Origin of the sequence: Micromonospora sp. NPDC049374, assembly GCF_040677165.1 — a bacterium.
In the GTDB taxonomy this organism is placed as follows: domain Bacteria; phylum Actinomycetota; class Actinomycetes; order Mycobacteriales; family Micromonosporaceae; genus Micromonospora.
This window is the reverse complement of sequence record NZ_JBFAQH010000002.1, coordinates 366,774-390,718: the sequence shown is the minus strand read 5'-3', so window position 1 is coordinate 390,718 and position 23,945 is coordinate 366,774. Positions and strand designations below refer to the sequence as shown.

Sequence of the window (23,945 nt, the reverse complement as noted above, 5' to 3'; positions counted from 1 at the left end):
GGGCCACCGATCATGAGGCTAGCGCGGCGGGACGACACGCCGTTGTGCCGTCCCGCCGACCTCGTGATCAGCCCTGGCGCCGGGTGCCGGGACGCAGGGAGTCACGGAGCAGGGACAGCCGAGGAGCGAGGCTGGCCAGGCCGCCGGGGAAGAAGTAGACGGCCAGGATGAAGACCGTGCCGAGCACGAACAGCGGCTGGGACAGCGGCCGGCTGAGGAACGCCGGCAACGCGTTCACCGCGTCGGAGGTGCCGAACGACACCAGTCGGTGATCGAGGTACATGTAGAGGATGCCGCCCAGCACCGGACCCCAGCGCGTACCGGGACCGCCGAGGACCACCATCACCAGCAGCGACAGGGTCAGTTCGCTGCTGGTGATGTGCGGCGAGGCACCACCGACGATCAGGCAGTAGACCACCCCGCCCGCCGCCGCGAGACCACCGGCCAGGGTGAAGGCGACCAGCTTGAACCGGTACGGATCCAACCCGAGCACGCCGATGCGGCGCTCGTCGTCACGCAGCCCGGCCAGCACCCGCCCGGTCGGCGAGCCACTGACCCGGTGCACCACGAACACCACCACCACGAGATACGCCAGCGCCAACCAGTACAGGTTGACCGTGTTGGCGACCCCTACCAGCCCGTCCGGCAGCCCGGCGACGTCCAGCGGCAACCCCTCCTCACCACCGGTGAGCCCACCGAAGTCCCGGGCCACCAGGATCGCCCCGACCTGCGCGAAGGCCAGCGTCACCATGGCGAAGGCGATGCCGACCGTACGCAGCGCCACCGCGCCGAGCAGCCCGGCGAGGATGGTTCCGCCGACGATGGCCAGCGGCGCGGCCTGCCACAGCGGCAGCCCGACCCGGGTGATCAGGATGTCGGTGCCGTAGACGCCGGCGGCGAAGTAGAGGGCGTGGCCGAAGGAGAGCATCCCGGTACGCCCGAACAGCAGGTCGTAACCGGCCGCCAGACCACCGAAGATCAGACACACGGCGAGCAGTTGCAGGGTGCCCGGCGAGTTCAGCGCGCCCTCGAAGATGCCCGGCAGGTGCAGCGTCGAGTACGGCAGGATCAGCGCCACCGCCAGCGCGACCAGCGGCAGAAACGGGCGGAGTCGGCCCCAACGGCCCGGTTGCTCGGTCAGCTCGTCGGGCACCGCCGCCGGCGGTGCCGGAACCTCGGGACTCTTGACCTCGGTCATGCCGTAACCGCCTTTCCGGCGATGCCCTGCGGGCGCAGCAGCAGCACCACGGCCAGCAACGCCACCACGCAGATGTCGCCCAACCCGGAGGTGCCGTAGTAGTTGACGAACTGTTGCAGCAGCCCGACCGCGACCGCCGCGTACGCGGAGCCGACCACCGAGCCCATGCCGCCGATGACCACCACGATGAATGCGAAGATCAGCAGTGAGCCGCCCTGCTGCGGCGAGACGGTGCCGAAGTAGACGCTGCCCAGCGCCCCGGCCAACGCCGCCGCCGCTCCGCCGATGGCGAAGACCAGGGTGAACGCCTTGCGGACGTCGATACCCAGCGCGGTCACCATCTCCCGGTTCTCCACCCCGGCCCGGATGATCAGGCCGTAGCGGGTCCAGCGGAGAAAGGCGAGGATAGCGCCGAGCACCAGCGCCGCGGCGACGATCAGCAGCAGCCCCCCGTTGGGCACCTGCGCGCCGAATATCGAAGTCACCTCGCGGGTCCATGCCGGGCGCGGGAACGGTCGCGCGTCCGCACCCCAGGTGGCCTGCAACAACGCCACGCCGGCAAGCGAGAGGCCGACGGTGACCAGCACCTGCTCGATGGTGCGTGAGTAGAGCGGCCGGATCAGGACCAACTCGACAAGCACCGCCATCAACGTGCCGGCGGCTACCCCGAAGGCGACCGCGACCACGAAGCCGAGGCCGTCGGGGCCGGCGCCGGGCAGGTTCCCCGCCGCCCACCAGGTGGCGTACGCGCCGACGCCGAGGAAGAGCCCGTGGGCGAAGTTGAGCACGTCGGCCAGGCCGAAGACCAGCGACAGCCCGGAGGCGACCAGGAAGTAGAGGGCTGCCAGGCCGAGGCCGGTCAGCGTCAACAGAATGATCGCGTCCATCAGCTACCGTCCTCCGGGGCCGACGCGGCGCCGGCCGGTCGGTCGGCGCTCCGATCGACGGCGGCCACCCCGGCGGGCTGATGGTCGACCGCCGGCCCGGTCGGGTGATGGTCGACCGCCGGCCCGGTGGACTGGTGGCTCTCCGCCGAGCCGACGCCGAGCAGGGACCGGGTCAGCGCGGTCTCCAACAGCAACTCCTGGGCGTCACCGGCCCAGGCGACCCGCCCGGCGGCGAGCACCACCGCGTCGCGGGCCAGCCGCCGGACCACCGCCAGGTTCTGCTCGACCAGCAGCACCGGCACGGACTCCGCGACCCGTTCCAGCACCTCGGCCACCTCGGTCACCACCTTCGGCGCCAACCCCTTGGTCGGCTCGTCGACCAGCAGCAGCCGGTTGTCGTTGAGCAGCACCCGGCCGATGGCGAGCATCTGCTGCTGCCCGCCGGAGAGCGATCCGGCCCGCTGCCGGGAACGCCGATCCAGCTCGGGGAAGAGTGCGAACACCCGGTCGTACGCCGGGGTGGTGCCGCGCCGCTCGGCGAGCCGCAGGTTCTCCGCGACGGTGAGTCCGGCGAAGACACAGCGGTCCTCCGGCACGTAGCCGAGCCCGCCGCGAACCAGGCGGTGGGTCCGCTGGGACAGCAGGCTCTGGGCGCCCATCCGGACCGTGCCGCGCACCTCGCCGTTACGCGGAGTCAGCCCCACGACGGCGCGCAGCGTGGTGGTCTTGCCCACCCCGTTACGGCCGAGCAGCACAGTGACCCCGGTCGGAGCGACCGTGAACGACACTCCCTGGAGGATGTGCAGCCCGGCGATCCGGACCGACAGGTCCTCGACGGTCAAGACCGGTTCGCTCATGCCGGCACTCCGCTTCGCTGCGCGCCGCCGCCGATCCTGGTGGTTCGCTGGCTGTACCCGCTCATAGCGACTCCCCGAGATAGGCCTCTTGTACGGTCGGGTTGGCCATCACCGTCTCCGGCGTGTCGCACGCCAGCAGCGCGCCGTGGTGCATCACGGCGATCCGGTCGGCCAGTTCGAGGATCACGTCCATGTGGTGCTCCACCATCAGCACCGCCCGACCGCTGTCTCCGGTCAACGAACGGATCACCTGGACCAGTTCCGGCACGTCCTCGGCGCTGACCCCGGCCATCGGCTCGTCGAGCAGCATCACCCGTGGCTCGCCGGCCAGCAGCAGGGCGATCTCCAGCTTCCGCTTCTCGCCGTGGGCGAGGGTGCCGGCCAGCGCCGTACCCCGGTGGGCCAGGCCGACCCGGTCGAGCGCCGCGTCGGCGGCGGCGGCGACCTCCCGGTCGGCCGCCGCCCGCCGCCACAGTTTCAGCGAGCCCCCGCGGTGTGCCTGCACGGCGAGCCGGACGTTCTCCCGCACGCTCAGCGAGCCGAAGACCGAGGACGCCTGGAAGGTACGGCCCAGGCCCAGCCGGGCCCGCCGGTACGGCGGCAGGTCGGAGATGTCCTGCCCGTCCAGGGTGACCCGACCTTCGGTGGCCCGGCGCAGGCCGGTGATCAGGTTGAACAGTGAGGTCTTGCCGGCACCGTTGGGGCCGATCACGCCGAGGAACTCCCCGGGCGCCAGGTCCAGGTAGACGGAGTCGACGATGGAGACCTCACCGATCCGCCAGGTCAGACCGCGGGTGGCGAGCATTTCCGGTCAGCCCTTCATCGCCTGGACCGGCGGTGCGGTCTCGTCACCGGTGAGCGCCTTCTGTGCGGTCGCGCTGAAGGCGTCGCCGCTTCCGGTCAGGCTCGCCTGGTACATCGGCTGGAGCAGCGCGTGGTCCTCCGCGCGGATGGTCATGCTGCCCTTGACGCTCTCGAAGCTCCAGCCCTCAAGTGCGGTGACCATCTTCTCGACGTCGTCGCCACCCTCGGCCACGGCGCGGACCACCATCTGTGCGGCGGCGAAGCCGTCCGGGTGGAACAGGTCGAGCGTGCCGCCGGGAACCTTCGCCTTGGCGGCCTTGGCCGCCTCGGTGTCGCTGGCGCCATCGAAGTAGTGCGACAGGAAGGAGATCTTGCTGCCGGCAGCGCCGAAGGTGGGCCAGGAGGCGCGGATGTCCAGGCCGGTGACGACCGTGGTGGAGGTGAGCACGCCCTGCTGGTCCAGGGTCTGCCACATGGCCGGGGCGGTGGTGCCGGCCCAGGCCACGAAGAGCAGGTCCGGCTTGGCGGACTTGATCTGGCTGGCGAACGGGGTGAACTCGGTGGCGCTGGCCGGTGCCCGGACGGCGCTGACGCTCGCGCCGGCTCCGCCGATGACGGCCTTGACCGCGGCCTCGTTGGCGTCGCCGAACGCACCGTCCTGGGCGAAGACCACGACCTTCTTGCCGGCCGGATCGCCGATGAACGACTTCGCGGTCACCACGTCCTGGTACGACTGCCGGCCGGAGCGGAACGTGTACTTGTTCGCGCCGGTCACCGCGTCGGTGGCGGCCGGGCCGGAGATGAAAAGCACCTTGTTCTGCGCGGCGATCGGGGCTACCTGGAGCGCCACGCCCGACGCCGTCGAACCAGCGATGATCTTGTTGCCCTTGCCGATCAGATCCTTGGCCGCCGAGACCGCCTTCGCCGGATCACCGGCGTCGTCGACCTCGGTGATCTCGATCGCCCGGTCGCCCACCTTGTTGGTGCCGTCGGTGGCGAAGTCCAGGCCGGCCCTGAACCCTTCGATATACTGCTTTCCGTAACTGGCCAGCGCTCCCGACTGGGAGTAGACCAGACCAACCTTCACCGGGGCGGCGCTGTCGCCGCCGCCGTTGGCGGTGTCCTGAGGGCTGCCACAGGCCGTGGCGGCGATCGCCGCGGCCATCATCGTGGCGGCGGAGAGGAACACCCGCCGTGTCGTCCGGACCGTCATTGCGACTCCACGTGAGGACTCGGAGGGAGGAACCTTATGTGTCGGCTCACGCTAGAAGTGACGTCACCCACGGGCCATGTGGTCGAAACACACAAGTAACAGGGGTGGGGTGGGCTCGGGTTACAGCATCGACGACCACGTGGTGACGGCCGGCCGAGGCGACGGGCGTCCCGCCCAGGAGGCCGAGACACGATGTGTCGCCCACCCCCACGCTCGGGTCGGCCAGGCGGGATCGATTGCTGAGGCTGGCGTCCCCGGTCGACGTCACCGAGTCGTCGGCCGCACAACGCCCGGCCCGGACCCGTCGTACACCGGTTGCGGCTATGTCGGGGTATCCCGCCCGCTTGACGGCACGAGTTGCGGCATCCTGCGCACGACGGACCCCGGTGGGTAGGTCTGCGGGGGTGCCCGCCGGCCGGGGGGACGGCGGGCCGATCGGTGCGGGTGGGGTGACGGTCGGGGTCAGTGGCGGGGTAGGGCGGCGCGGGCCGCGACTGCGGTGTCGGGGTGGTCGGTGAAGACGCCGTCCAGGCCGAGGCGGTAGAACAGCTCGTACTCGGACTGGATGTCGCCGCGGGCGTTCGGATCGGTGCCGATCCGGAAGTCGGTCGGGAGGAACTGGTTCTCCGCCCGGAAGGTCCAGGCGTGCACGATCAGCTTCTCCCGGTGCGCATCCCGGATCAGAGTGGTCGGTGCGAGCAGGCCACCGGCGGCGTTCCGCGGCACGATCAGGTCCTTGTGCACCCCGATGCCGTCGGCGTATCGGGAGATCCATCGCAGGCCGGCGGGGGTCGCCAGGTCACGGTACGTGCGGGTGTCCCCGGCCACGGTGAAGTCGTAGGGCTGGCCGGCGGCGTTGAGCAGTTGCGCCAGGCGTACGTCGATCATCCGGTCGAGCCGCCGCAGGTTGGCCGTCTCGAAGGACTGGATGATCACCGGTGAGTTCCGCTTCGACCACCCCACCCGCCGCAGCGCCTCGACCAGCGGCTCCTCCAGCGGCAGGCCGATCGAGGCGAAGTACGTCGGGTGCTTGGTCTCCGGGTAGACACCGATCACCCGGCCACGCGCCCTGCCCTCGACCCGGGCCAGGTCGATCACCTCCTGGAAGGTGGGCACCTGGAACTGGCCGTCGAACGCGGTGTTGGTCACCCGTACCTGGGGCAGCCGCTCCTTGGCTCGCAGCGTCCGCAGTTCGGCGAGCGTGAAGTCCTCGGTGAACCAGCCGGTCACCGACACCCCGTCGATGGTCTTCGTGGCCCGGCGGTCGGCGAACTCCGACCTGGCCGCCACGTCGGTCGTACCGCTGATCTCGTTCTCGTGCCGGGCGACCAGCACACCGTCGGCGGTCGCGACCAGATCCGGTTCGATGTAGTCGGCACCCATCCGGATCGCCAGCCGGTACGCCTCCAGCGTGTGCTCCGGCCGGTAGCCGCTGGCACCCCGGTGGCCGATGACGATGGGCTGGTCACCGACGCGGGCCGGGTCCGTGCCGGCTGTCGGCTTCGCCGTGGCGACCATGGGCGTGGCCACGGCGGCGGCGAGCAGGGTCACCGACACACCGAGGGCGGAAAGGGTACGTCGCAACGCGGTCTCCTGACTCGTCGGGGGGGGGACCGCCTCAGCAGACCCGCCCGGGCTGACCGGCAGTTTGTCCGAACCTGACCATCCGGTGAATCCTCCGTCGCTGCGTCCGGTGAAGCAGAGCAAGGGAGGGTCGACGAGACGGGGCGTCGGGATGCCGGTTCGGGCCCGGAACAGCGGGCAGAATCGGAAGATTGTCTGGTGCGTCGGTTTCTTCGTCACCCGGTGCGGCTCGTGCCGCTGGTTTTCCTGGTGGCGATCCTGATCGGCACCGGCCTGTTGATGCTGCGACCGATGACCATCGAATACCAGCACACCCCGTTCATGACCGCGCTGTTCACCGCCACGTCGGCCATCTCGGTCACCGGCCTGACCGTCACCGACACCCCGAACTACTGGTCCGGATCCGGACTGGTGCTCATCACCGTGCTCACCCAACTGGGCGGGCTCGGCATCCTGACCGGTGCCGCGCTGGTGATCCTCACCGTGTCCCGGCGGCTCGGCCTGCACAACCGGTTGCTGGTGCAGGCCGAGACCGCGGAGTACGGGCTCGGCGACGTACGCCGGCTGCTGCTGCACATCGCCACCACGGTCTTCGCCTGCGAACTGGTGATGGCGCTCCTCGTCACGGCACGTCTCTGGCTGAGTTACGACTACCCGTTCTGGCGGGCCCTCTGGACGGGTTCGTTCCACGCCGTCCAGGCGTTCAACAACTCCGGCTTCTCGCTCTACAGCGACGGTCTGCTGGCCTTCTCCCGTGACCCGTGGGTCAGCCTGCCGTTGGCCCTCGGCGCGATCGTCGGCGGTCTCGGCTTCCCGGCCCTGTTCGAAGCGGTCCGCGAATGGCGGCAGCCGGCCCGTTGGGCGGTCGCCACCAAGTTGACCATCTGGGGCAGCGCGGCGCTTGTCGCGTTCGGTGCGGTCGCTTTCCTGGCCGCCGAGTGGGCCAACCCCTGGACGGTCGGCCAGTACGACGTACCCGGCAAGGTGGTCGCCGCGTTCACGCAGATCGCGCTGGCCCGCACCGGCGGCTTCGAGGTGGTGCCGACCGAACTGCTTCGGGAGGAGAGCTACACCCTGCTGATCGGGTTGATGTTCATCGGTGGCGGCAGCGCCAGCACCGCCGGTGGGATCAAGGTCTCCACCTTCTTCCTGCTCGCCTTCGTCATCTGGGCGGAGGTCCGCGGCGAGCCGGATGTCACGGTCGGGCACCGCCGGATCGCCACCGCCAGCCAGCGGCAGGCCCTCACCGTGGCGCTGCTCAGCGTCGCGATCGTGGCCGCCGGAACCGCCGCGCTGATCGCGATGACCGACAAGCTTCCGTTCTACGGCGCGCTGTTCGAGGTCACGTCAGCGTTCAGCACCACCGGGCTCTCGGTGGGCGTCCTGTCGTCCCTGTCGGACGGTGGCCAGTTACTGCTGATCGTGCTCATGTACGTCGGCCGGGTCGGGCCGCTCACCTTCGGCTCGGCGATCGCCCTGAACACCCGACGCCGGCTGTACCGCTACCCAGAGGAGCAACCCATTGTCGGATAGGAAGTCGGACGCGGGTGGCATCGCCGTGATCGGCCTCGGCCGGTTCGGCAGCCACCTGGCCGAATCGCTCTCCGCCCTCGGCCGCGAGGTGCTGGCCATCGACCGGAACGCCCAGCAGGTGCAGAAATGGTCGCCGATGCTCGATCAGGTGGTGCAGGCCGACGCCACCGACGAGGAGGCCCTGCGCCAGCTCGGCCTGACCGACCTACGCCGGGTGGTGGTGGCCATCGGCGCCTCCGTCGAGGCCAGCGTGCTCACCGTGCTCGCGCTTGTGGAGTTGGGCATTCCGCAGATCTGGGCCCGGGCGACGTCGGGGCAGCACGCGAAGATCCTCTCCTCGGTCGGCGCACACCGCGTGATCTTTCCCGAGGCGGAGACCGGCGAGCGGCTCGCCCACCTGATCATCAGTCGGATGCTCGACTTCGTGGAGTTCGGTGAGGCCTTCGCGGTGGCGCGGATCCGCGTACCGCGGTCACTCGCCGGTCACCCCACCAGCGAGGTCCAGTTGCTGGACCGCTACGGGGTACGGGTGATCGGGCTCAAACGGCCGGGCGAGGATCGGTACCGGTACGCCTCGGACGAGCTGGAACTCGCCGATGACACCATTCTCATCGTGGAGGGGACCATCGAGCAGATCCAGCGTTTCGCCACGCTGTCCTGACCGGTCAGCTCACCGACCCGGGCCCTTGCCGGGCTTGTCGGGCTGCGGCTTCCCCCCACCCTTGCCCTTCCCGTCCTCCGGCTTGGCCTTCTCGGGTTTGGGCTTCTTCTCCTTGGGCTTGCTGTCGCCGGAACCGGCCTTGCCGGCCGTTGCCTTCACCGTCTTCGCAGCCGAGTTGGTGGGTGCCGGCTTGGTGGTGGGCGCGGTGCCGGCCACCCCGGAGACCTGGACCCCGCACACCGCCGTGCCGACCCGGAACTCCACCGGCAGCGGATTCGTCCCGGTGTACCGACCGGTCAGGTTCACCTTCTCGGTGGCACCCGGTGCCAGGGCAGGCCGCTGCGGAGCCGGTTGCACCGCCACCGCCCGGCCCTGCTGCCGCACCGGTGCCGGGGTTGCTGCGGTCACCTTCTGCTCGCCAGGAAACGCGAAGCTCATGGTCCAGTCGCGCAGTTCGCGATCCCCGGTGTTGGTCAGGCTCAACTCCGCGGTGAAATCCTTGCCGGAATCCTTGCGCAGCGCGTACGTCACCTGGCAGGGAATCCCCTGTTCGCCGCCGATGCGCGCCTGGGTGGGCTGGTCGATTCCGCCGCTGGCGGGGCTGTGCGACGTGACACCCCAGACCGCCGCCGTGACGGCCATCAGCCCGGCGGCGGCCGTCACCGCCTCGATCCGACGCCGGCGGCTCAGCCGGCGACGGGTGCGCAGGCCGGCCAGGGGCAGCGCGTCGGTCGCCGCAGACCAGGGCAGGATCGTGGTGCCGGCGTCGGCCAGCGACGACGGGCCGATGTCACCGACGCCGGCGCCCACCGGCACCGTCGGCACCTTGCCGGCCGCCTCACCGAGGACCCGGGCCAGTTCGGCGGTGGCCGGACGGTCCGCCGGTCGCTTCGCCAGGCAGCGCTGGACGAGGTCGGCGACGCCGCCGGGCAGGCCCGGCACGTCGGGCATCGGCTCCGGCTCGCGGTACATGTGCGCGCGCAGCATCTGCGTGGTGGTGTCGGCCTGCCAGGGCAGCCGGCCGGTGAGCATCCGGTACAGCAGCAGCCCGACCGCGTACACGTCGGTCGCCGGGCTGACCTGACCGTTGTCGAGCCGTTCCGGAGCGAGGTACGCCGGGGTGCCGAGCAGGGTGCCGTCGGGCCCCTTCTCACTCTCACCGACCAGCGCGGAGATACCGAAGTCCACCACCTTCACGCCGGTCGCGGTGAGCATCACGTTGCCGGGGGTGACGTCGCGGTGCACCACACCCCGGGCGTGCGCGGTGGCCAGCGCGGAGGCGACCTCGGCCGCCACCGTCACCGCCTCCCGCCAGGGCAGGCGCCCGTCACGGGCCAACCGCGCGGTCAGCGGGCCGCCGTCGATCAGCTCCATCACCACGTACGGCACCGTCAACCCGACCTGTACGGACTCACCGTAGTCGTACACGTTGGTGATGTTGGGGTGGCAGAGCCGGGCGGCGGCCTGGGCCTCGATCCGGATCCGGTGCCGGAACGCCCGGTCGCTGGCCAGCCGGGAGGCGAGCACCTTGACCGCCACCTGCCGGCCGAGCACCTCGTCGTAGCCGCGCCAGACCACCGACATGCCGCCCGCTCCGAGCTGTTCGATGAGCCGGTACCGCTCACCGAGCAGTTGCGCTCCTCTGCTCACCGCACCACCCATGGTCGGCGTTGTTGCCCGACGTGAGGCCGCCTACACCTCTCTGGTCTGATTCGGTCACGGATGTCACCCGATCAGGCGGTGGCGAGCAGTTGGTCCACCGGGGCGTAGTCGTCGGTGAGCACCAGCGCATCGCCGACGAAGTCCGTCAGGTCACCGCCGCTGAGCAGGCTGGCCGGCTCGTTGGCGACGTCGAGGCGGGCCCGTACCGCGGCCAGCGGCAGCGGCGTGTCGGAGGCGACGATCAGGAAGTTGGCGCCCTGCTCGCCGGCCAGCGCCTCCGGCGGTGCGATCAGGGCGACGTGCGTGAACTCGGCGGCGACGGTGGCCACCTCGCTGCGGATGAACCGCAGCGGCGGGTAGTCGATGACGTTCTGCACGTACACCCCACCCGGGCGGGTCACCCGGCGGATCTCGGCGGCCATCTCCCGGGTGGCCAGGTGCCAGGGCACCACCAGGTGTCCGAAGGCGTCGCCCACCACGAAGTCGCGGCTGTCGGTGGCCTCGGCGGCCACCAGCAGCCGGGCGTCGCCCACCAACGCCCGCAGGTCCGGCCCCTGGCGTACGCCGAGCCGCCGCTCCCCCAGCTCGACGAGCCCGCCGTCGATCTCGAACACCAGGTTGTCGGTGCCGGGCCGGGTGGCGGTCAGGTAACGCGGCACGGTGAACCCGCCCCCGCCGAGGTGCAGCGCGTCGAGCCGCTGCCCCTCCGGTGTGATCACATCGGCCACCGCCCCGATCCACCGGGTGTACGCGTACTCCAGGTGGGTCGGGTCGGCCAGGTCCACGTACGAGTGCTGGGCCGAGTTGAGCAGCAGCGTCCGTCCGCTGGCCCGACCCGGATCCGCCTGGACGCGGGCGCAGTGGTACGCCGTTTCGACGTCGCAGGGATTCGGGGCGACCATGGTCAGCCCCGCCCCGGCCAGGCCGAGCACCGCCAGGGCGGCCTTGACCCGGGCCGGTCCGGGCAGGGCGGCCCGGTCCTGCCGGTGCAGGTACACCCCGAGCGCGATGCCGACGACGCCGAGCGAGGCGGCCAACCCGAACAGGATCACGGTGCTGGGCAGGGCGGCCACCAGCACGAAGCCGGTGACCAGGGTGGCCGTGACGGCGCCGAGCGTGCCGATGCCGGAGAGCCGGCCGACCACCTGACCGGTGCGGCGCAGGTCGGCGAGCTGGAGCTTGATCACCAGTGGGCTGACCGAGGAGAGCAGCATCGCGGGCGCGAACACGGCGACCGCGACCAGCAGCAGTACGGCGCTGGCCGCACCGCCACGCAGCACCTCACCGGCGTACCGCACCGCCGGCAGGGTGATCGCGGTGGCGATGCCGGAGAGCACCAGCGCCGGGGCCAGGAGCGTACGCGGGTTACGCCGGTCGGCCAGCCAGCCGCCCGCCCAGGCCCCGTACGCGATCGCCGCCAGGGCGATGCCGATGACCGAGCTGGTCACCTGGAGGGTGACCCCGACGTACGGCCCGACCAGGCGCAACGCGGCGGTCTCCAGCACCAGGACGGCACCGCTGGAGTAGAAGACCAGGAACGCGGCGAGCCCGTTCGGCAGGGCCCGGGGCACCTCCGGCAAGGACGGCGCGGACGGGGCCGCCACGTCAGGCGATGGAGAGTTCATCGTGGCGATGGTACGCAGCGACCCCGGGCCGGCGGGTCAGTACATCGAGAGATGAACGTGGTTCGTGTGGTCGGCGGCCGGGCTGCCACTACCGCTGTACGCCCGCCAGCCGGTGCCCGGGTGCCAGATCTGGCGGTACCAGATCACGTAGAGCACGCCGAGCCGGTCGGCGTTGCGGACGTGCCAGGCGGCCAGGCTGTCACCGTACGACTTGTCGCCACCGGTGGCGGTACGGTCCTCGAATCCGTTCGTCGCGGCGGAGAAGTCACAGGCCCGCCCCTTCGGGTGCTCGCCCGAGCCGCCGCTGCGGTAGCAGGAGACGTGCCGCTTGTATCCGGCGGCCTGGGTCTGCTTCAGCGCGTGCAGGGTGCGTGGCGTGATGCAGCCCGAGGTGGTCGGATCGTCCACCGAGCACGACTCGCCGGGCCAGGAGCCGTCGGAGTTGCGGGGCGCCGGCTTCGCCGAGGTGGAACTGCCGCCGCTGAACCCGCCACCGCTACCCGAGCTGACCGCAGCCAGGGCCGCCTCGGCCTCCTTCTTCTTCTTCGCCATCACGGCCAACTGCTTGGTCTGCTCGCGCACCTCGGCGTTGATCGCGAGCTTCGCCTGCCGAGCCTGCTCACGCGCCTCGGTCAGCTCCCGGATCCGGCGGCCGTCCCGCTGGGCCATCATGTCGAGGTTGGCGGCCCGCTGCACGAACGCCTCCGGAGTCGCGCTGTCCAGCAGTACGGCAGCCGGACTGAGCCGGCCGACCCGGTAGGACTGCGCGGCCACCTCACCGACCATGGCGGTCAGCTCGTCCAGCCGGCCCTCCATCGCGGACAACTCCTTGGCCATCTGCTTCTGCCGCTTCTTGGAGCCGTCCAGCTTGCGCTTGGCGTCGATGTGCGCCTTGGCGGTGGCCTCCAGGGCGTCCCGCAGCTTCTTGCTGCCACCCTCGTTAGGCTCGGCGTACGCCGGCACGGCACCCACGCCGAGCAGCAACGCCACGGCGGCGAGCAGGGCGATCAGCGGCCGGTGGGCGTACCGCCGGACGGGCATGGAGCTGCGCACGAAAGCATCCTTTCGTCGGCCGCCGGCCCCCGATTGATACCTCTGCGCGGCGGCGGCCCCCGCCGGCGCCGGTCGGCGGCCTGCTGGCGGAAGGCCGCCGGTCAGGATACCGGAACCAGCCCTCCCGACCACTCCCCCAACCCGCAACCCCCCACAACCCTCGACCCCCCGCAACCACCCCCTCACCCTCCGCCCACCCCACCCAACCTCCACGGTCCCCCCGCAGCCCCCCGCAGCCCGCGTTGATCATGAGGTTGGCGGCAATCTTGATCTCTCAAGCTGCCGCCAACCTCATGATCAACGCGAGGAAGGGATGAGGGAGGGATGAGGGAGGGATCAGGTGGGGAGGAGGGCGGTGTGGACCTCGGTCCAGACCTCTTCGTTGACGGCTACCAGCAGGCCGTGTTCCGTGTCGGCGGGGTGGTAGTCCGTGCCGTCGAGTCGGCGGGCGACGCCGCCTGCGGCCCGCACCAGCAAGGTGCCTGGGCCGTGGTCCCAGGGCAGGGTCCGCCAGAAGAGCACGAACTGCTGCTCGCCGGTGAGCACGTCGAGATACTCGCGACCGGCGCAGTGCTGCCCCGGTAACAGCTCGCCGAGCCGCGCACCGCCCGCCTCCACCGTGCGTCGTGAGGGCCCCGGCAGGAACTTCGTCATCGCGGCGCCCCGCAACTCACCCATCGGCGGTGCCCCGTCGGGCAGTTGCAACGGTGCACCGTCCAGGTACGTGCCCTCGCCGGTACGGGCGGTCGCCAGCGCGTCGGCAAGTGGGTCGAACACCCACGCGGCCATCGGCTCACCCTCGGTGAGCAGGGAGACCATCAACGCGAACGGGCGGCGGCCCGCCGCGAAGTTCGCGGTGCCGTCGACCGGGTCGACCAGCCACACGTCGCCCGAGGCACGCAGGTGACGCAGCAGGTCGGGATCGTCGGCCACCGCCTCCTCGCCGACCACCACCGAACCGGGGCGCAGCCGGAGCAACCCGGCGCTGATCATCTCCTCGGCCCGCCGGTCGGCGACCGTGACCAGCTCACCGGGGGCCTTCTCGCTCACGTCGGCGGCGTCGAGATGGCGGAACAAGGGCAGCACGACGCGGTCGGCGGTCTCCCGCAGCAGCCCGGCGACGTCGTCGAGCAGGGTGTCAACCACGCGGCGGCAGCTTCACCACGCTGACGAAGAACTCGTCGATCTGCCGGACCACCGAGATGAACTGCTCGAAGTCGACCGGCTTGGTCACGTACGCGTTCGCGTGCAGCTGGTAGCTGCGCAGGATGTCCTCGTCGGCCTGGGAGGTGGTCAGCACCACCACCGGGATCCGGCAGAGCTGCTCATCCTTCTTGATCTCCTCCAGCACCTCCCGGCCGTCGCGCCGGGGCAGGTTCAGGTCGAGCAGGATCAGGTCCGGCGGCTCCGCGTCCGCGTACTGGCCCTCGCGACGCAGGTAGGCCAGCGCCTCGGCACCGTCGGAGACGACGTTGAGCCGGTTGCGCAGCTTGTGCTCCTCGAACGCCTCCTGGGTCATCAACACGTCACCCGGGTCGTCCTCGACCAGGAGCACCTCGATCGGGCTGTTGCCGTCCGCCGGCGCGGTCATCCCACCGCCTCCTTCATGCCACCTGTCCCACCGCCGGTCTGTGACAGGCCAGCGACGGCCGAGGGGCGCTCCGATTCGCCGCCGGCCTCGGCGCCGACGGTACCGCCACCCGCCGGAGCCTCGTCAGCGGCCCGGCCCGGCGCCGCGTCCGTGTCGACCTCCGCCGGATCAGGCCCGTCCGCTGCGTCCCCGTCCGCACCGGTGGCGCTCGTCGCGGCCTCGACGTCGGCGGGCAGCGCGGGCAGGGTGAAACGAATCGCCGTCCCCTCGGGCACGTCGGTGTCCACCCAGACCCGACCACCGTGGTATTCCACGATCTTCTTGACGATCGCCAGCCCGATCCCGGTACCCGGGTACGCGTCCTTGGCGTGCAGCCGCTGGAAGATGACGAAGATCTTGTCGGCGAACTCCGGCTCGATCCCGATGCCGTTGTCCTGGCAGGTGATCTCCCAATCCTCGCCGATCAGCCGGGCCGAGACGTGCACCTTCGGCGGAACATCCGCCCGACGGAACTTCACCGAGTTGCTGACCAGGTTGACCAGCAGGTTGGTCAGCAGGGGCTCCTCGCCGCGGATCACCGGCAGCTCGCCCCAGGTCAGCTCGGCGTCGGCGTACTGCCGGGCCGGCTCGGTCTGTGCCGCCACCTCCGCCATCAGGCGGTTCAGGTCGACATCGGTGAAGCCCGTGGTGAGCCGGCCGATCCGGGAGAAGGCCAGCAGGTCGTTGATCAGCCGCTGCATCCGCTGCGCACCGTCCACCGCGAAGGCGATGTACTGGTCGGCCCGCTCGTCGAGCCGCCCGGCGTAGCGCCGCTGGAGCAGCTGGCAGAAACTCGCCACCTTGCGTAGCGGTTCCTGCAGGTCGTGCGAGGCGACGTAGGCGAACTGCTCCAGGTCACGGTTGGACCGGGTCAGCTCCTCGGCCTGCTTCTGCAACTGGGCGTTGACCCACTCGATCCGCTCCCGTGCCTCACGCACCTCGGCCAGGTCCGCGGCGATCTTCTGCCGCATGGCGTCCACGTCCTCGCCGAGACGCTGGAACTCCGGTGGACCGGCGCCGGTGATGCGGTGGCCGTAGTCGCCGACGGCGACCTCCCGGACCTGCCCGGCCAGGCTGGTCAGCGGACGGATCACCATCCGTTCCAGCGAGGTGAGCAGCACGATCCCGGCGACCAGCACCACGAGCGCCGCGATGACCAGCAGCAGCACCAGCAGGTTGCTGGTGCTGCGTACGTCCGCGGCGGCCTCGTCGCGAACTTCGAGGATGCCGTTCTGAAGCACGTCGACGGCGACCCGGATCTGGTCGAACTGCTGCCGCGACTGGTCGGTGAGCAGTTGCTGACCGGCCGCGGCGCCACCGGTCTCGATGGCTGCGATGACCGGCAGGGCGACCGTCTGCCGCCACTGTTCCGCCCGCTGCTGCACCGTGCCGAACTCGTCGCGCAGCTCCGGGTAGCTGATCAACAGCCGGTCCATCGAGCCGGCCAGTTCCTGCTCGCGCTGCCTTCCGGTGTCGAACGGGGCGAGATCCTCCCGCTCGCCGGTCAGCGCGTACCCCCGGAGCGCGGTTTCCTGGTCGACCAGGACCGCGAGCAGTTCCTGGGACTGGGCCCGCAGCGGACCGGTCTGGTTGAGCACCGCGTCGATGTGCGCCCGGTTGCGGGTGGCGACCACCGCCTCCGCGACGGCCACCCCGATCAACAGCAGCCCGACGACCGCGACGAGCACGGCCAACCGACCGCGCAGGCTCCAGCCGGCACCCGTGGTCGTCACCGGCCACCACCCCGCGTGACCAGCAGCATCGCCACGTCGTCGGCGAACGGCCCGTCGTTGAGCTGCTCGGCCCGACCGACCAGCCAGGCCGGCAGGTCGGGCAGCGGAACCGCCCGACTGGCCGGCTCGGTCAGCAGGCGGGTCAGGCCGGGCACGTCGAGACGTTCGTCGCCCGCGCCCACCCGGCCCTCGATCAGGCCATCGGTGTACATCAGCAGAGACCAGTCCTCGGTGTCGAACTTCAGGTCGAAGGCGACGGGCCGGCGCGGCCGTACGCCGAGCAGCAGACCGCCCGGCGCTGGTACCGGAGTCACCCGCCCGCCGGCGAGCAGCACCGGTGGCGGATGGCCGGCCAGCCGCACCGTCGCCTGACCGGCGTTCAGGTCCAGCCGAGCCGTCGCCACGGTCGCGAAGATCTCCTGAAGCCGGCGCTCGCTCATCAGCACCTGTTCCAGCGCGGGAAGCACCTCGTCGTCCGGCACCCCGGCGAGGATCAGCGCCCGCCAGGCCACCCGCAGCTCGACGCCGAGAGCCGCCTCGTCCACGCCGTGTCCGCAGACGTCACCAATGATCAGATCCACCCGGTCCGGACGGGTCTGCACCACGTCGTAGAAGTCCCCGCCGATCAGGGCGGCATGCCGGCCGGGCCGGTAGAAGGTGTGCACGGCGATCTGGTCGGTCGACATCAGCGGCTGGGGCAGCAGGCCGCGTTCCAACCGGGCCGACTCGGCCTGGCGCAACTCCACCTCACGCAGCCGGCGGGCGTTCTCGTCGGCCCGTTTGCGCTCCACCGCGTAGCGCAGCGCCCGGGTCAGCAGCACCCCGTCGACCTGACCCTTGACCAGGTAGTCCTGTGCTCCTTCGGCAACCGCCACGATGCCCAGGTGCTCGTCGGTGCGACCGGTGAGCACACAGACGGCCGCGCTGCGTGACATCTCCAGCACCTGCCGCAGCCCGTCCAGCCCCTGCGCGTCGGGCAGCCCCAGGTCGAGCAGGACGCAGTCGACCCCGGCGATCCGCCGACGGGCCTCGCTCAGGCTGGTCGCCACCAACAGGTCGATCCCGGAGTTCGTCTCGGCCAGCAGCTCGCCGACCAGGAAGGCGTCACCCTCGTCGTCCTCCACCAGCAGCACACGCAGCCGCTCCCCGGGGGGCAGGTTCGGGTTGCCGCCCAGCCCTCCCTGCGGGTATGGCCACGACACGACGGAGGGACCGGTCATCCCGGTCCCCCGGGCCGGCCGGGTCACCGCCGCGACTGGCGGAAGATCGCTGGTGATGTCGGGCTCCTTCCGAGTGCCCTGCTGATCCTGTATTAGACAACGTTCGCACACAACACGACGGGGCACCCTCAGGTGGCATGGAGGATGATGTCCACCCCAGGACCCCCCTCGCAAGGAGCCACCCGTGGGCGCAACCCCCAGCCCCGCCGCCGACCGCGCCCTCTCCCGGCCGCGTCGACGTCCCCTCGCCGCGCTGGCGGCGCTCGTCGCGCTCGTCGCCGTCGGCGCGGGCGCCCTGCTCGACCTGCGCCCCCCGACGTCCCGGCCGGCCGACACGCCGACCGGCGAGTTCAGCGCGGGGCGCGCGTACCCGCACGTGACGCAGGTCGCCGGCCGGCCGCACGTCGCGGGCAGCCCGGCCAACGAGGAGGTCCGAGGCTACCTGGAAGGCGTGCTGCGTGACCTCGGGTTGGAGACGCAGGTGCAGGACACCGTCGCCGAGGAGGCCGGACAGCTCAGCGGCGCGGCGGGCGGCGCCACCCTGGCCCGGGTTCGCAACGTGGTGGCGCGACTGCCCGGCACCGACCCCACCGGGACGGTGTTCCTGGTCGCGCACTACGACGCGGTGCAGACCGGGCCGGGTGGCAACGACGACGCCGCGGGGGTCGCGACCATCCTGGAAGTGGCCCGTGCGCTGACCGACAGCTCGGCGCCCCGCAACGACGTCGTCTTCGTCCTCACCGACGCCGAGGAGGCATGCCTCTGCGGCGCCTCGGCGTTCGCCGCCGAGCATCCGCTCGCCGCCGGCAAGGGTGTGGTGCTCAACCTGGAGGCACGGGGCCGCACCGGGCCGGTCATCATGTTCGAGACCTCACCGGAGAACGCGCGCCTGGTCGAGGTCTTCGGTCGGGCCGCGCCGCACCCGGTGGGCACCTCGTTCGCGGTGGAGGTGTACCGCGCGCTGCCCAACGACACCGACTTCACCGCCTTCCTCGACGAGGGGTTCCTCGGGCTCAACTCGGCCTACCTGGACGGCGGTGCGACCTACCACACACCATTGGACACCCCGGCCTCGATGGACCGGGCCAGCCTCCAGCACCACGGTGACAACGCCCTGGGTCTCGTCCGGGAGTTCGGCCGGATCGACCTCGGTGACCTGCGGGCCGGTCACGACGCCACCTACTTCCCCGCGCCCGGCGGCCTCGCCCGCTACCCCGGCTGGCTGGTGCTGCCGCTGGCGCTGCTGGCACTGACTGGCGTGGTCGTGCTCGGCTGGCTGGCCCGACGCCGGAATCGGGTCACGGCCGGTCGGCTGGCCGCCGGCTTCGGCCTGGCCCTGGTGCCGATCGTGGTGGCGCCGGTGGGTGCCCAACTCCTCTGGGCGGCGATCGCCGCTCTCCGGCCGGGCAACGCCGAACTGCTCGACCCGTACCGGCCGACCTGGTACCGGCTGGCCGTACTGTCGCTCGCCGCCGCCGTCGTGTTCGCCTGGTACGCGCTGAGCCGACGCCGGGTCGGGCCAGCCGCGCTGGCCATCGGTGGGCTCGGCTGGCTGGCGCTGCTCGGTGTGCTGCTCGCGTTCCTGGCACCCGGCGGGGCCTACCTGGCGACCCTGCCCGCCCTGGCCGGGGCGCTCGGTGGACTGGTGGCGCTGGCCACCCGCCTCGACGGCCCGGTACCGGTGATCGCGGTGACCGTCGCGGCCGCGGTCGCGGTGATCCTGCTGCTCCCCACCGTGGTGCTGCTCTTCCCGGCGCTGGGCATGGCGATGGGCGGCGTCGCGGCGCTCTTCGCGGTGCTGCTCGGTCTCGCCGCGCTGCCCGTGATCGACCTGCTGCACCCGCAGGCCGGCGGTCAGCGGGGCCTGCTGGCGCTGCGGGCCCGCCGACTCGGTGCCCTGCCGGCCGGGGCCGCCGCGCTGGCCGTGGTGGTCCTCGCCGGGACCGGCATCGCCGTCGACCGGTTCGACGCCGCGCACCCCGCGCCCACCCACCTCATGTACGCGCTGGACGCCGGCACCGGCCAGGCCCGCTGGCTGAGTCACGAGACCGAGCCGCAGCCCTGGACCGACGAGTACGTGGACGGCCCGGTCCAGGTCGCCGACGAGTTCCCCGGGATCGGCGGCGACGAGTTGCTCGGCGGCCCGGCACAGCCCGCCGACCTACCCGCGCCCCGGCTGGACGTGCTGACGGACACCACCACCGCCGGTGAGCGTACGGTGACCCTACGACTCACCCCGCAACGTCAGGTGCGCCTGACCACCCTGCACGTCGACACGTCCACCGCGGAGGTGCGGCGGGCCGAAGTCGCCGGCCGCTCGGTCCCGGTCGAGGTCCGCGACGGCCGCTGGGGCTTCGGGGTGGTCTTCCACGCCCCACCGCCCGAGGGCATCGAGGTCACGCTCACCGTCGCACCGAAGGCGGACCGCATCGCGTTGCGCGCGATGGACGCCAGCGACGGCCTGGACGCCCTCCCCGGCTTCCGCCCCCGCCCCCCAAACGTCGGCGTCGCCGGCTCCCACACCTCCGAAATGCTCGCCGTAGCCCGCACCTACCCGCTCTGAGACGCCTACTTCCAGCGGAAGTGGACGAAGAGGCGGCCGAAGTTTTTGGAGTCCTTCTCGACCCGGTGGTAGAGCTGCTTGACGTCCTTCTGGTCGAGGAAGCGCAGCACGCGCTTCTTGAGCTGGCCGGAGCCCTTGCCCGGGATGATCTCGACGAGGGTGGCCTTTTTGGCCACCGCCTCGTCCATGATCCCGCGCAGTGCACGGTCGATGTCGTGGCCCTTGTTGAAGATGTCGTGCAGGTCCAGCTTCAGCTTCATGCCACGTCCACCGCCCGGTCGGCTCTCATGCGGCCATCGTAGGCACGCCGGGCGCCGGCCTGGCCATCGTGGGCACGCCGGCTGCCGGGTCCCCGCAGACGTCGAGAGGGCAGCCCGGTCGGGCTGCCCTCTCGACGCGTGGGTCCGGGATCAGCGGCCGCCGACCCGGGTCTCGACCCGGCGCAGGGCCGCGGTGTAGTCGTCGTTGGACGAGTGCATGGCCGCCGCGATGCGCAGGTGACGCAGCGCGTCGGTGTACCGGTTGAGCCGTTCCAGCGTCCGGCCCAGCACGTGGTGGGCGTAGTGGTCGCTGGGGTTGCGGTCGACCAGTTCCCGCAGCTGCTCCTCGGCCCGGCTGAGCTGTGCCGACTGGAAGTAGGCCCGGGCCAGCAACTGTCGTACGGCGGCGTTGTCCGGCTCCGCCGCGATGATCGGTTCGAGCAGCCGGGCCGCGCCGCTGGGGTCGCCCGCCTCGAAGAACAGGGTCGCCCGCCGGTACTCGGCCAGAAGATCCATGCCGCCACCCCCTCCGTGTCGCACCACTGCTCCGACGCTGGCACAACACCGGCGGTACCGCGACTGTTCCCGGTCGCTTTCCCTACCTGAGAGACGGTCTTCAGACGGTGGCGAGGTCCCAGGCGCGGACGCCACCGACAATGCCGGCGCTGTTGGGGACCACCACGACGTCGTCACCCATCCGGGTGAGCTGCTCGGGCCGGATCCGCCGCGAGTTCCCTCCGCCCAGGTACAGCCGGTCCCAGCGGAACACCGGGCGCAGCCCCTCCACCACCTGCCGGATCCGCCGGGACCAGAACGCGTCGCCTAGCCGGCGACGCTCGGGCTCACCGACGTACGTGTCGTAGGTGGTGCCCCAGCGCACCGGGGCGTGTGACAGTTCGAGGTGCGGGGCGAGCACCCCACCGTCGAAGAGGGCGCTGCCCAGCCCGGTGCCTAGGGTCAGCACCAGTTCGCAGCCGGTGCCGGCGACCACCCCGGCACCGTGCACCTCGGCGTCGTTGAGCACCAGCGCCGGCAGGCCGAACGCGGCCGAGAGCGCGCTGCGGGCGTCGAACCCGGACCACTCGGCGAGCAGCGCCGGGTCGACCCGGCTGCGTGGGCCCGAACGGGTCACGTAGTGCGGGGTGGCCACCACCACGCCGTGTCGGATCATGCCGGGCATCCCCACCGTCACCCGACCGGCCGCCGGCAACCGATCGCCGAGTTCCACGAGCGTCCGGACGAACAGCTCCGGCGGCAGGGGGTACGGCGTCGGCACCCGCATCGGCTGCGCCCGCATGGTGCCCGCGCCGTCGAGGACGGACGCCTTGATCCCGCCGCCCCCGCAGTCGATCGCCAGAGTGGTCAACACGCACGTGAGTCTGCCTCGTCCCGGGGGTTCACCGCGCGGCGACGGGTAGGCTCGGCTCCTTGTGAGCGCCACGCTGATCGCCAGGGACCTCGCCGCCGGGCACGGGGAACGAACCCTTTTCACCGGACTGGACCTCGTGGTCGCGCCGGGCGACGTGGTCGGCCTGGTCGGTGCGAACGGTGCCGGCAAGTCGACGCTGCTGCGTACGCTCGCCGGTCTGTTGCCGGTCGACGCCGGCAGCGTCTCGGTGAGCCCGCCCGGCGCGAGCGTCGGGCACCTGCCGCAGGAGCCGGAGCGCCGCCCCGGGGAGACGGTTCGGGCGTTCCTGGCCCGCCGCACCGGTGTCACCGGGGCGCAGTCCGCCCTCGACGCGGCGACCGCCGCGCTCACCGCCGGCGCGCCGGGCGCGGACGACGCGTACGCCGCCGCACTGGAGAGCTGGCTCGGGCTCGGCGGTGCCGACCTGGACGAGCGGGCCGAGGAGGTCGCCGCCGAACTCGGCCTCGCCGTCGACCTCGACCAGGAGATGACAAGCCTCTCCGGCGGCCAGGCGGCCCGCGCCGGTCTGGCGTCGCTGCTGCTCAGCCGGTACGACATCTTCCTGCTCGACGAGCCGACGAACGATCTGGACCTGGCCGGGCTGGACCGGCTGGAGAACTTCGTCACCGGGCTGCGCGCCGGCACGGTGCTGGTCAGCCACGACCGCGAGTTCCTGGCCCGCACGGTGACCTCGGTGCTTGAGCTGGACCTGCACCAGCAGCAGGTGAACCACTTCGGCGGTGGCTACGCGGCGTACCTGGAGGAGCGGGAGGTGGCCCGCCGCCAGGCGCGCGCCGACTTCGAGGAGTACGCCGACACGCGGGCTGGGCTTCAGGCACGGGCGCGTACCCAGCGGGCCTGGATGGAGAAGGGGGTCCGCAACGCCCGGCGCAAGGCCACCGACAACGACAAGATCGGCCGCAAGTTCCGGTCCGAGGCGTCCGAGAAGCAGGCGGCGAAGGCCCGGCAGACCGAGCGTCTGATCGAACGCCTGGAGGTGGTGGAGGAGCCACGCAAGGAGTGGGAGCTGCGGATGGAGATCGCCGCCGCGCCCCGCGCCGGCGCCGTCGTGGCCACGCTCCGCGATGCCGTGGTACGCCGGGGCGACTTCACCCTCGGCCCGGTGAACCTTCAGATCGACTGGGCGGACCGGGTGGCGGTGACCGGGGCGAACGGTTCCGGCAAGTCGACCCTGCTGGCCGCCCTGCTCGGCCGCTTGCCGCTGGACGCCGGCCAGGCGGCGCTCGGGCCGGGCGTGGTGGTCGGCGAGGTGGACCAGGCCCGTGGACTGTTCCTCGGTGACGCGCCGTTGCTGGACGCGTTCCGGGCGGCGGTGCCGGACATGTCCCCGGCGGACGCGCGTACGCTGCTGGCCAAGTTCGGCCTGCGCGCGCAGCACGTGCTGCGACCGGCCGCGACGCTCTCCCCGGGCGAACGGACCCGGGCCGCGTTGGCCCTGTTGCAGGGGCGCGGCGTCAACCTGCTGGTGCTGGACGAGCCGACGAACCACCTCGATCTGCCGGCCATCGAGCAACTGGAGTCCGCACTGGCCAGTTTCCCGGGCACGCTGCTGCTGGTGACCCATGACCGACGGATGCTGGAGGCGGTACGTCTCGACCGGCGGTTGCGGGTGGACGCCGGGCGGATCACCGAGTTTTGATCCGGCGGAATCCGGACGACGGGGCGACAATGACCCCATGCTCAGGTGGGAGTACGCCCTGTTGGTGCGCCGCCGCCAGGCCGCCACCAACGACCTCGGCTTCGAGGTCATCTTCTCCTGGTACGGCCCCGACGGATCCATGATCGACGTCACGCCGTACGGCGACACCGCGCTGGCCCATCTCAACCGGGCCGGCGACCAGGGCTGGGAGCTGGTCGCGATGAGCGAGGACCCGTCCCTGCCGGGTAACAACGAGTTGCACCGCTATCACCTGAAGCGGCCCCGGACGGCGGCCGCACCGCGGCAGCGGATGCGTACGGGACGCCCCCGACGGCCCATCGCGCGTTGACCCGGCACGAATTTCAGGGACAACCAGCGCATACCGGGCAGCTAT

At 71.5% G+C, this 23,945-nt stretch carries 19 protein-coding genes and 2 pseudogenes; 5 read left to right on the top strand and 16 right to left on the bottom strand.

Annotated elements, in window-relative coordinates:
- Positions 1 to 67 precede the first annotated feature (67 nt).
- The 6 genes and pseudogenes from AB0J93_RS05190 to AB0J93_RS05165 form a co-directional block, all read right to left on the bottom strand.
- On the bottom strand, positions 68 to 1,198 hold the full coding sequence (locus AB0J93_RS05190; RefSeq protein ID WP_363918315.1) for a branched-chain amino acid ABC transporter permease: 1,131 nt from the start codon (positions 1,196 to 1,198) through the stop codon (positions 68 to 70).
- Positions 1,195 to 2,085 (bottom strand): branched-chain amino acid ABC transporter permease, encoded by an 891-nt coding sequence (locus tag AB0J93_RS05185; RefSeq protein ID WP_093403525.1) that lies wholly within the window; start codon positions 2,083 to 2,085, stop codon positions 1,195 to 1,197. The genes AB0J93_RS05190 and AB0J93_RS05185 overlap by 4 nt, the downstream gene beginning before the upstream one ends.
- 140 nt (positions 2,086 to 2,225) lie before the next feature.
- Positions 2,226 to 2,942 (bottom strand): annotated as a pseudogene (locus AB0J93_RS05180) (ABC transporter ATP-binding protein); the annotation flags it as partial.
- Positions 2,943 to 3,003: 61 nt separating this feature from the next.
- Complete coding sequence (locus AB0J93_RS05175; protein WP_099849466.1) at positions 3,004 to 3,747, bottom strand: ABC transporter ATP-binding protein; 744 nt, start codon at positions 3,745 to 3,747, stop codon at positions 3,004 to 3,006.
- Positions 3,748 to 3,753: 6 nt separating this feature from the next.
- Positions 3,754 to 4,959 (bottom strand): substrate-binding domain-containing protein, encoded by a 1,206-nt coding sequence (locus tag AB0J93_RS05170; RefSeq protein WP_363918312.1) that lies wholly within the window; start codon positions 4,957 to 4,959, stop codon positions 3,754 to 3,756.
- Between the two features lie 462 nt (positions 4,960 to 5,421).
- The gene (locus AB0J93_RS05165) at positions 5,422 to 6,543 is read right to left on the bottom strand and encodes a glycerophosphodiester phosphodiesterase (protein ID WP_363918310.1); all 1,122 of its coding nucleotides are present in this window, start codon (positions 6,541 to 6,543) and stop codon (positions 5,422 to 5,424) included.
- 198 nt (positions 6,544 to 6,741) lie between these two features.
- On the opposite strand from AB0J93_RS05165, the gene AB0J93_RS05160 reads away from it, so the two are divergent.
- Together AB0J93_RS05160 and AB0J93_RS05155 are read left to right on the top strand one after the other, a co-directional pair.
- A complete protein-coding gene (locus AB0J93_RS05160) occupies positions 6,742 to 8,076 on the top strand; it encodes a potassium transporter TrkG (protein WP_363918308.1) in 1,335 nt (444 codons plus the stop codon).
- On the top strand, positions 8,066 to 8,737 hold the full coding sequence (locus AB0J93_RS05155) for a TrkA family potassium uptake protein (protein ID WP_363918306.1): 672 nt from the start codon (positions 8,066 to 8,068) through the stop codon (positions 8,735 to 8,737). Before AB0J93_RS05160 ends, AB0J93_RS05155 begins: the two co-directional genes overlap by 11 nt.
- A gap of 9 nt (positions 8,738 to 8,746) precedes the next feature.
- Here the strand turns inward: AB0J93_RS05155 and AB0J93_RS05150 are convergent, their stop codons facing one another.
- The 7 genes from AB0J93_RS05150 to AB0J93_RS05120 all read right to left on the bottom strand — a co-directional run bounded on the left by AB0J93_RS05150 (position 8,747) and on the right by AB0J93_RS05120 (position 17,687).
- Positions 8,747 to 10,399: a serine/threonine-protein kinase gene (locus AB0J93_RS05150; RefSeq protein WP_363918304.1), complete on the bottom strand. Its 1,653-nt coding sequence runs from the start codon at positions 10,397 to 10,399 to the stop codon at positions 8,747 to 8,749.
- Positions 10,400 to 10,470: 71 nt separating this feature from the next.
- Entirely contained in the window at positions 10,471 to 12,024 is a 1,554-nt protein-coding gene (locus tag AB0J93_RS05145) for a fused MFS/spermidine synthase (protein WP_363918302.1), read from the bottom strand.
- A 36-nt stretch (positions 12,025 to 12,060) separates the two neighbouring features.
- Positions 12,061 to 13,065 carry a hypothetical protein gene (locus AB0J93_RS05140; RefSeq protein ID WP_363918574.1) on the bottom strand — a complete coding sequence of 335 codons (1,005 nt, stop codon included), beginning with the start codon at positions 13,063 to 13,065 and terminating at the stop codon, positions 12,061 to 12,063.
- A gap of 348 nt (positions 13,066 to 13,413) precedes the next feature.
- On the bottom strand, positions 13,414 to 14,223 hold the full coding sequence (locus AB0J93_RS05135; protein WP_363918300.1) for an inositol monophosphatase family protein: 810 nt from the start codon (positions 14,221 to 14,223) through the stop codon (positions 13,414 to 13,416).
- A complete protein-coding gene (locus AB0J93_RS05130) occupies positions 14,216 to 14,668 on the bottom strand; it encodes a response regulator (RefSeq protein ID WP_363918298.1) in 453 nt (150 codons plus the stop codon). Before AB0J93_RS05130 ends, AB0J93_RS05135 begins: the two co-directional genes overlap by 8 nt.
- Positions 14,665 to 16,440, bottom strand: a complete 1,776-nt coding sequence (locus AB0J93_RS05125; protein ID WP_363918297.1) for an ATP-binding protein — start codon at positions 16,438 to 16,440, stop codon at positions 14,665 to 14,667. Before AB0J93_RS05125 ends, AB0J93_RS05130 begins: the two co-directional genes overlap by 4 nt.
- Entirely contained in the window at positions 16,437 to 17,687 is a 1,251-nt protein-coding gene (locus AB0J93_RS05120) for a fused response regulator/phosphatase (protein ID WP_363918295.1), read from the bottom strand. The genes AB0J93_RS05125 and AB0J93_RS05120 overlap by 4 nt, the downstream gene beginning before the upstream one ends.
- A 157-nt stretch (positions 17,688 to 17,844) precedes the next feature.
- On the opposite strand from AB0J93_RS05120, the gene AB0J93_RS05115 reads away from it, so the two are divergent.
- Positions 17,845 to 20,223: a M28 family peptidase gene (locus tag AB0J93_RS05115; protein WP_363918293.1), complete on the top strand. Its 2,379-nt coding sequence runs from the start codon at positions 17,845 to 17,847 to the stop codon at positions 20,221 to 20,223.
- A gap of 5 nt (positions 20,224 to 20,228) precedes the next feature.
- Here AB0J93_RS05115 and AB0J93_RS05110 read toward each other — a convergent pair whose 3' ends face one another.
- The 3 genes from AB0J93_RS05110 to AB0J93_RS05100 form a co-directional block, all read right to left on the bottom strand.
- Complete coding sequence (locus AB0J93_RS05110) at positions 20,229 to 20,483, bottom strand: Smr/MutS family protein (protein ID WP_013736060.1); 255 nt, start codon at positions 20,481 to 20,483, stop codon at positions 20,229 to 20,231.
- Between the two features lie 150 nt (positions 20,484 to 20,633).
- Positions 20,634 to 20,999, bottom strand: coding sequence for a tetratricopeptide repeat protein (locus AB0J93_RS05105; protein WP_363918291.1), 366 nt, complete (start codon positions 20,997 to 20,999; stop codon positions 20,634 to 20,636).
- A 100-nt stretch (positions 21,000 to 21,099) separates the two neighbouring features.
- Positions 21,100 to 21,852, bottom strand: a complete 753-nt coding sequence (locus AB0J93_RS05100; protein WP_363918289.1) for an ROK family protein — start codon at positions 21,850 to 21,852, stop codon at positions 21,100 to 21,102.
- A gap of 61 nt (positions 21,853 to 21,913) precedes the next feature.
- Between AB0J93_RS05100 and AB0J93_RS05095 the strand changes: the two genes are divergently transcribed.
- Positions 21,914 to 23,551, top strand: a complete 1,638-nt coding sequence (locus AB0J93_RS05095) for an ABC-F family ATP-binding cassette domain-containing protein (RefSeq protein WP_363918287.1) — start codon at positions 21,914 to 21,916, stop codon at positions 23,549 to 23,551.
- A gap of 37 nt (positions 23,552 to 23,588) precedes the next feature.
- Positions 23,589 to 23,840 (top strand): annotated as a pseudogene (locus AB0J93_RS05090) (hypothetical protein); the annotation flags it as partial.
- Between the last annotated feature and the right edge of the window lie 105 nt (positions 23,841 to 23,945).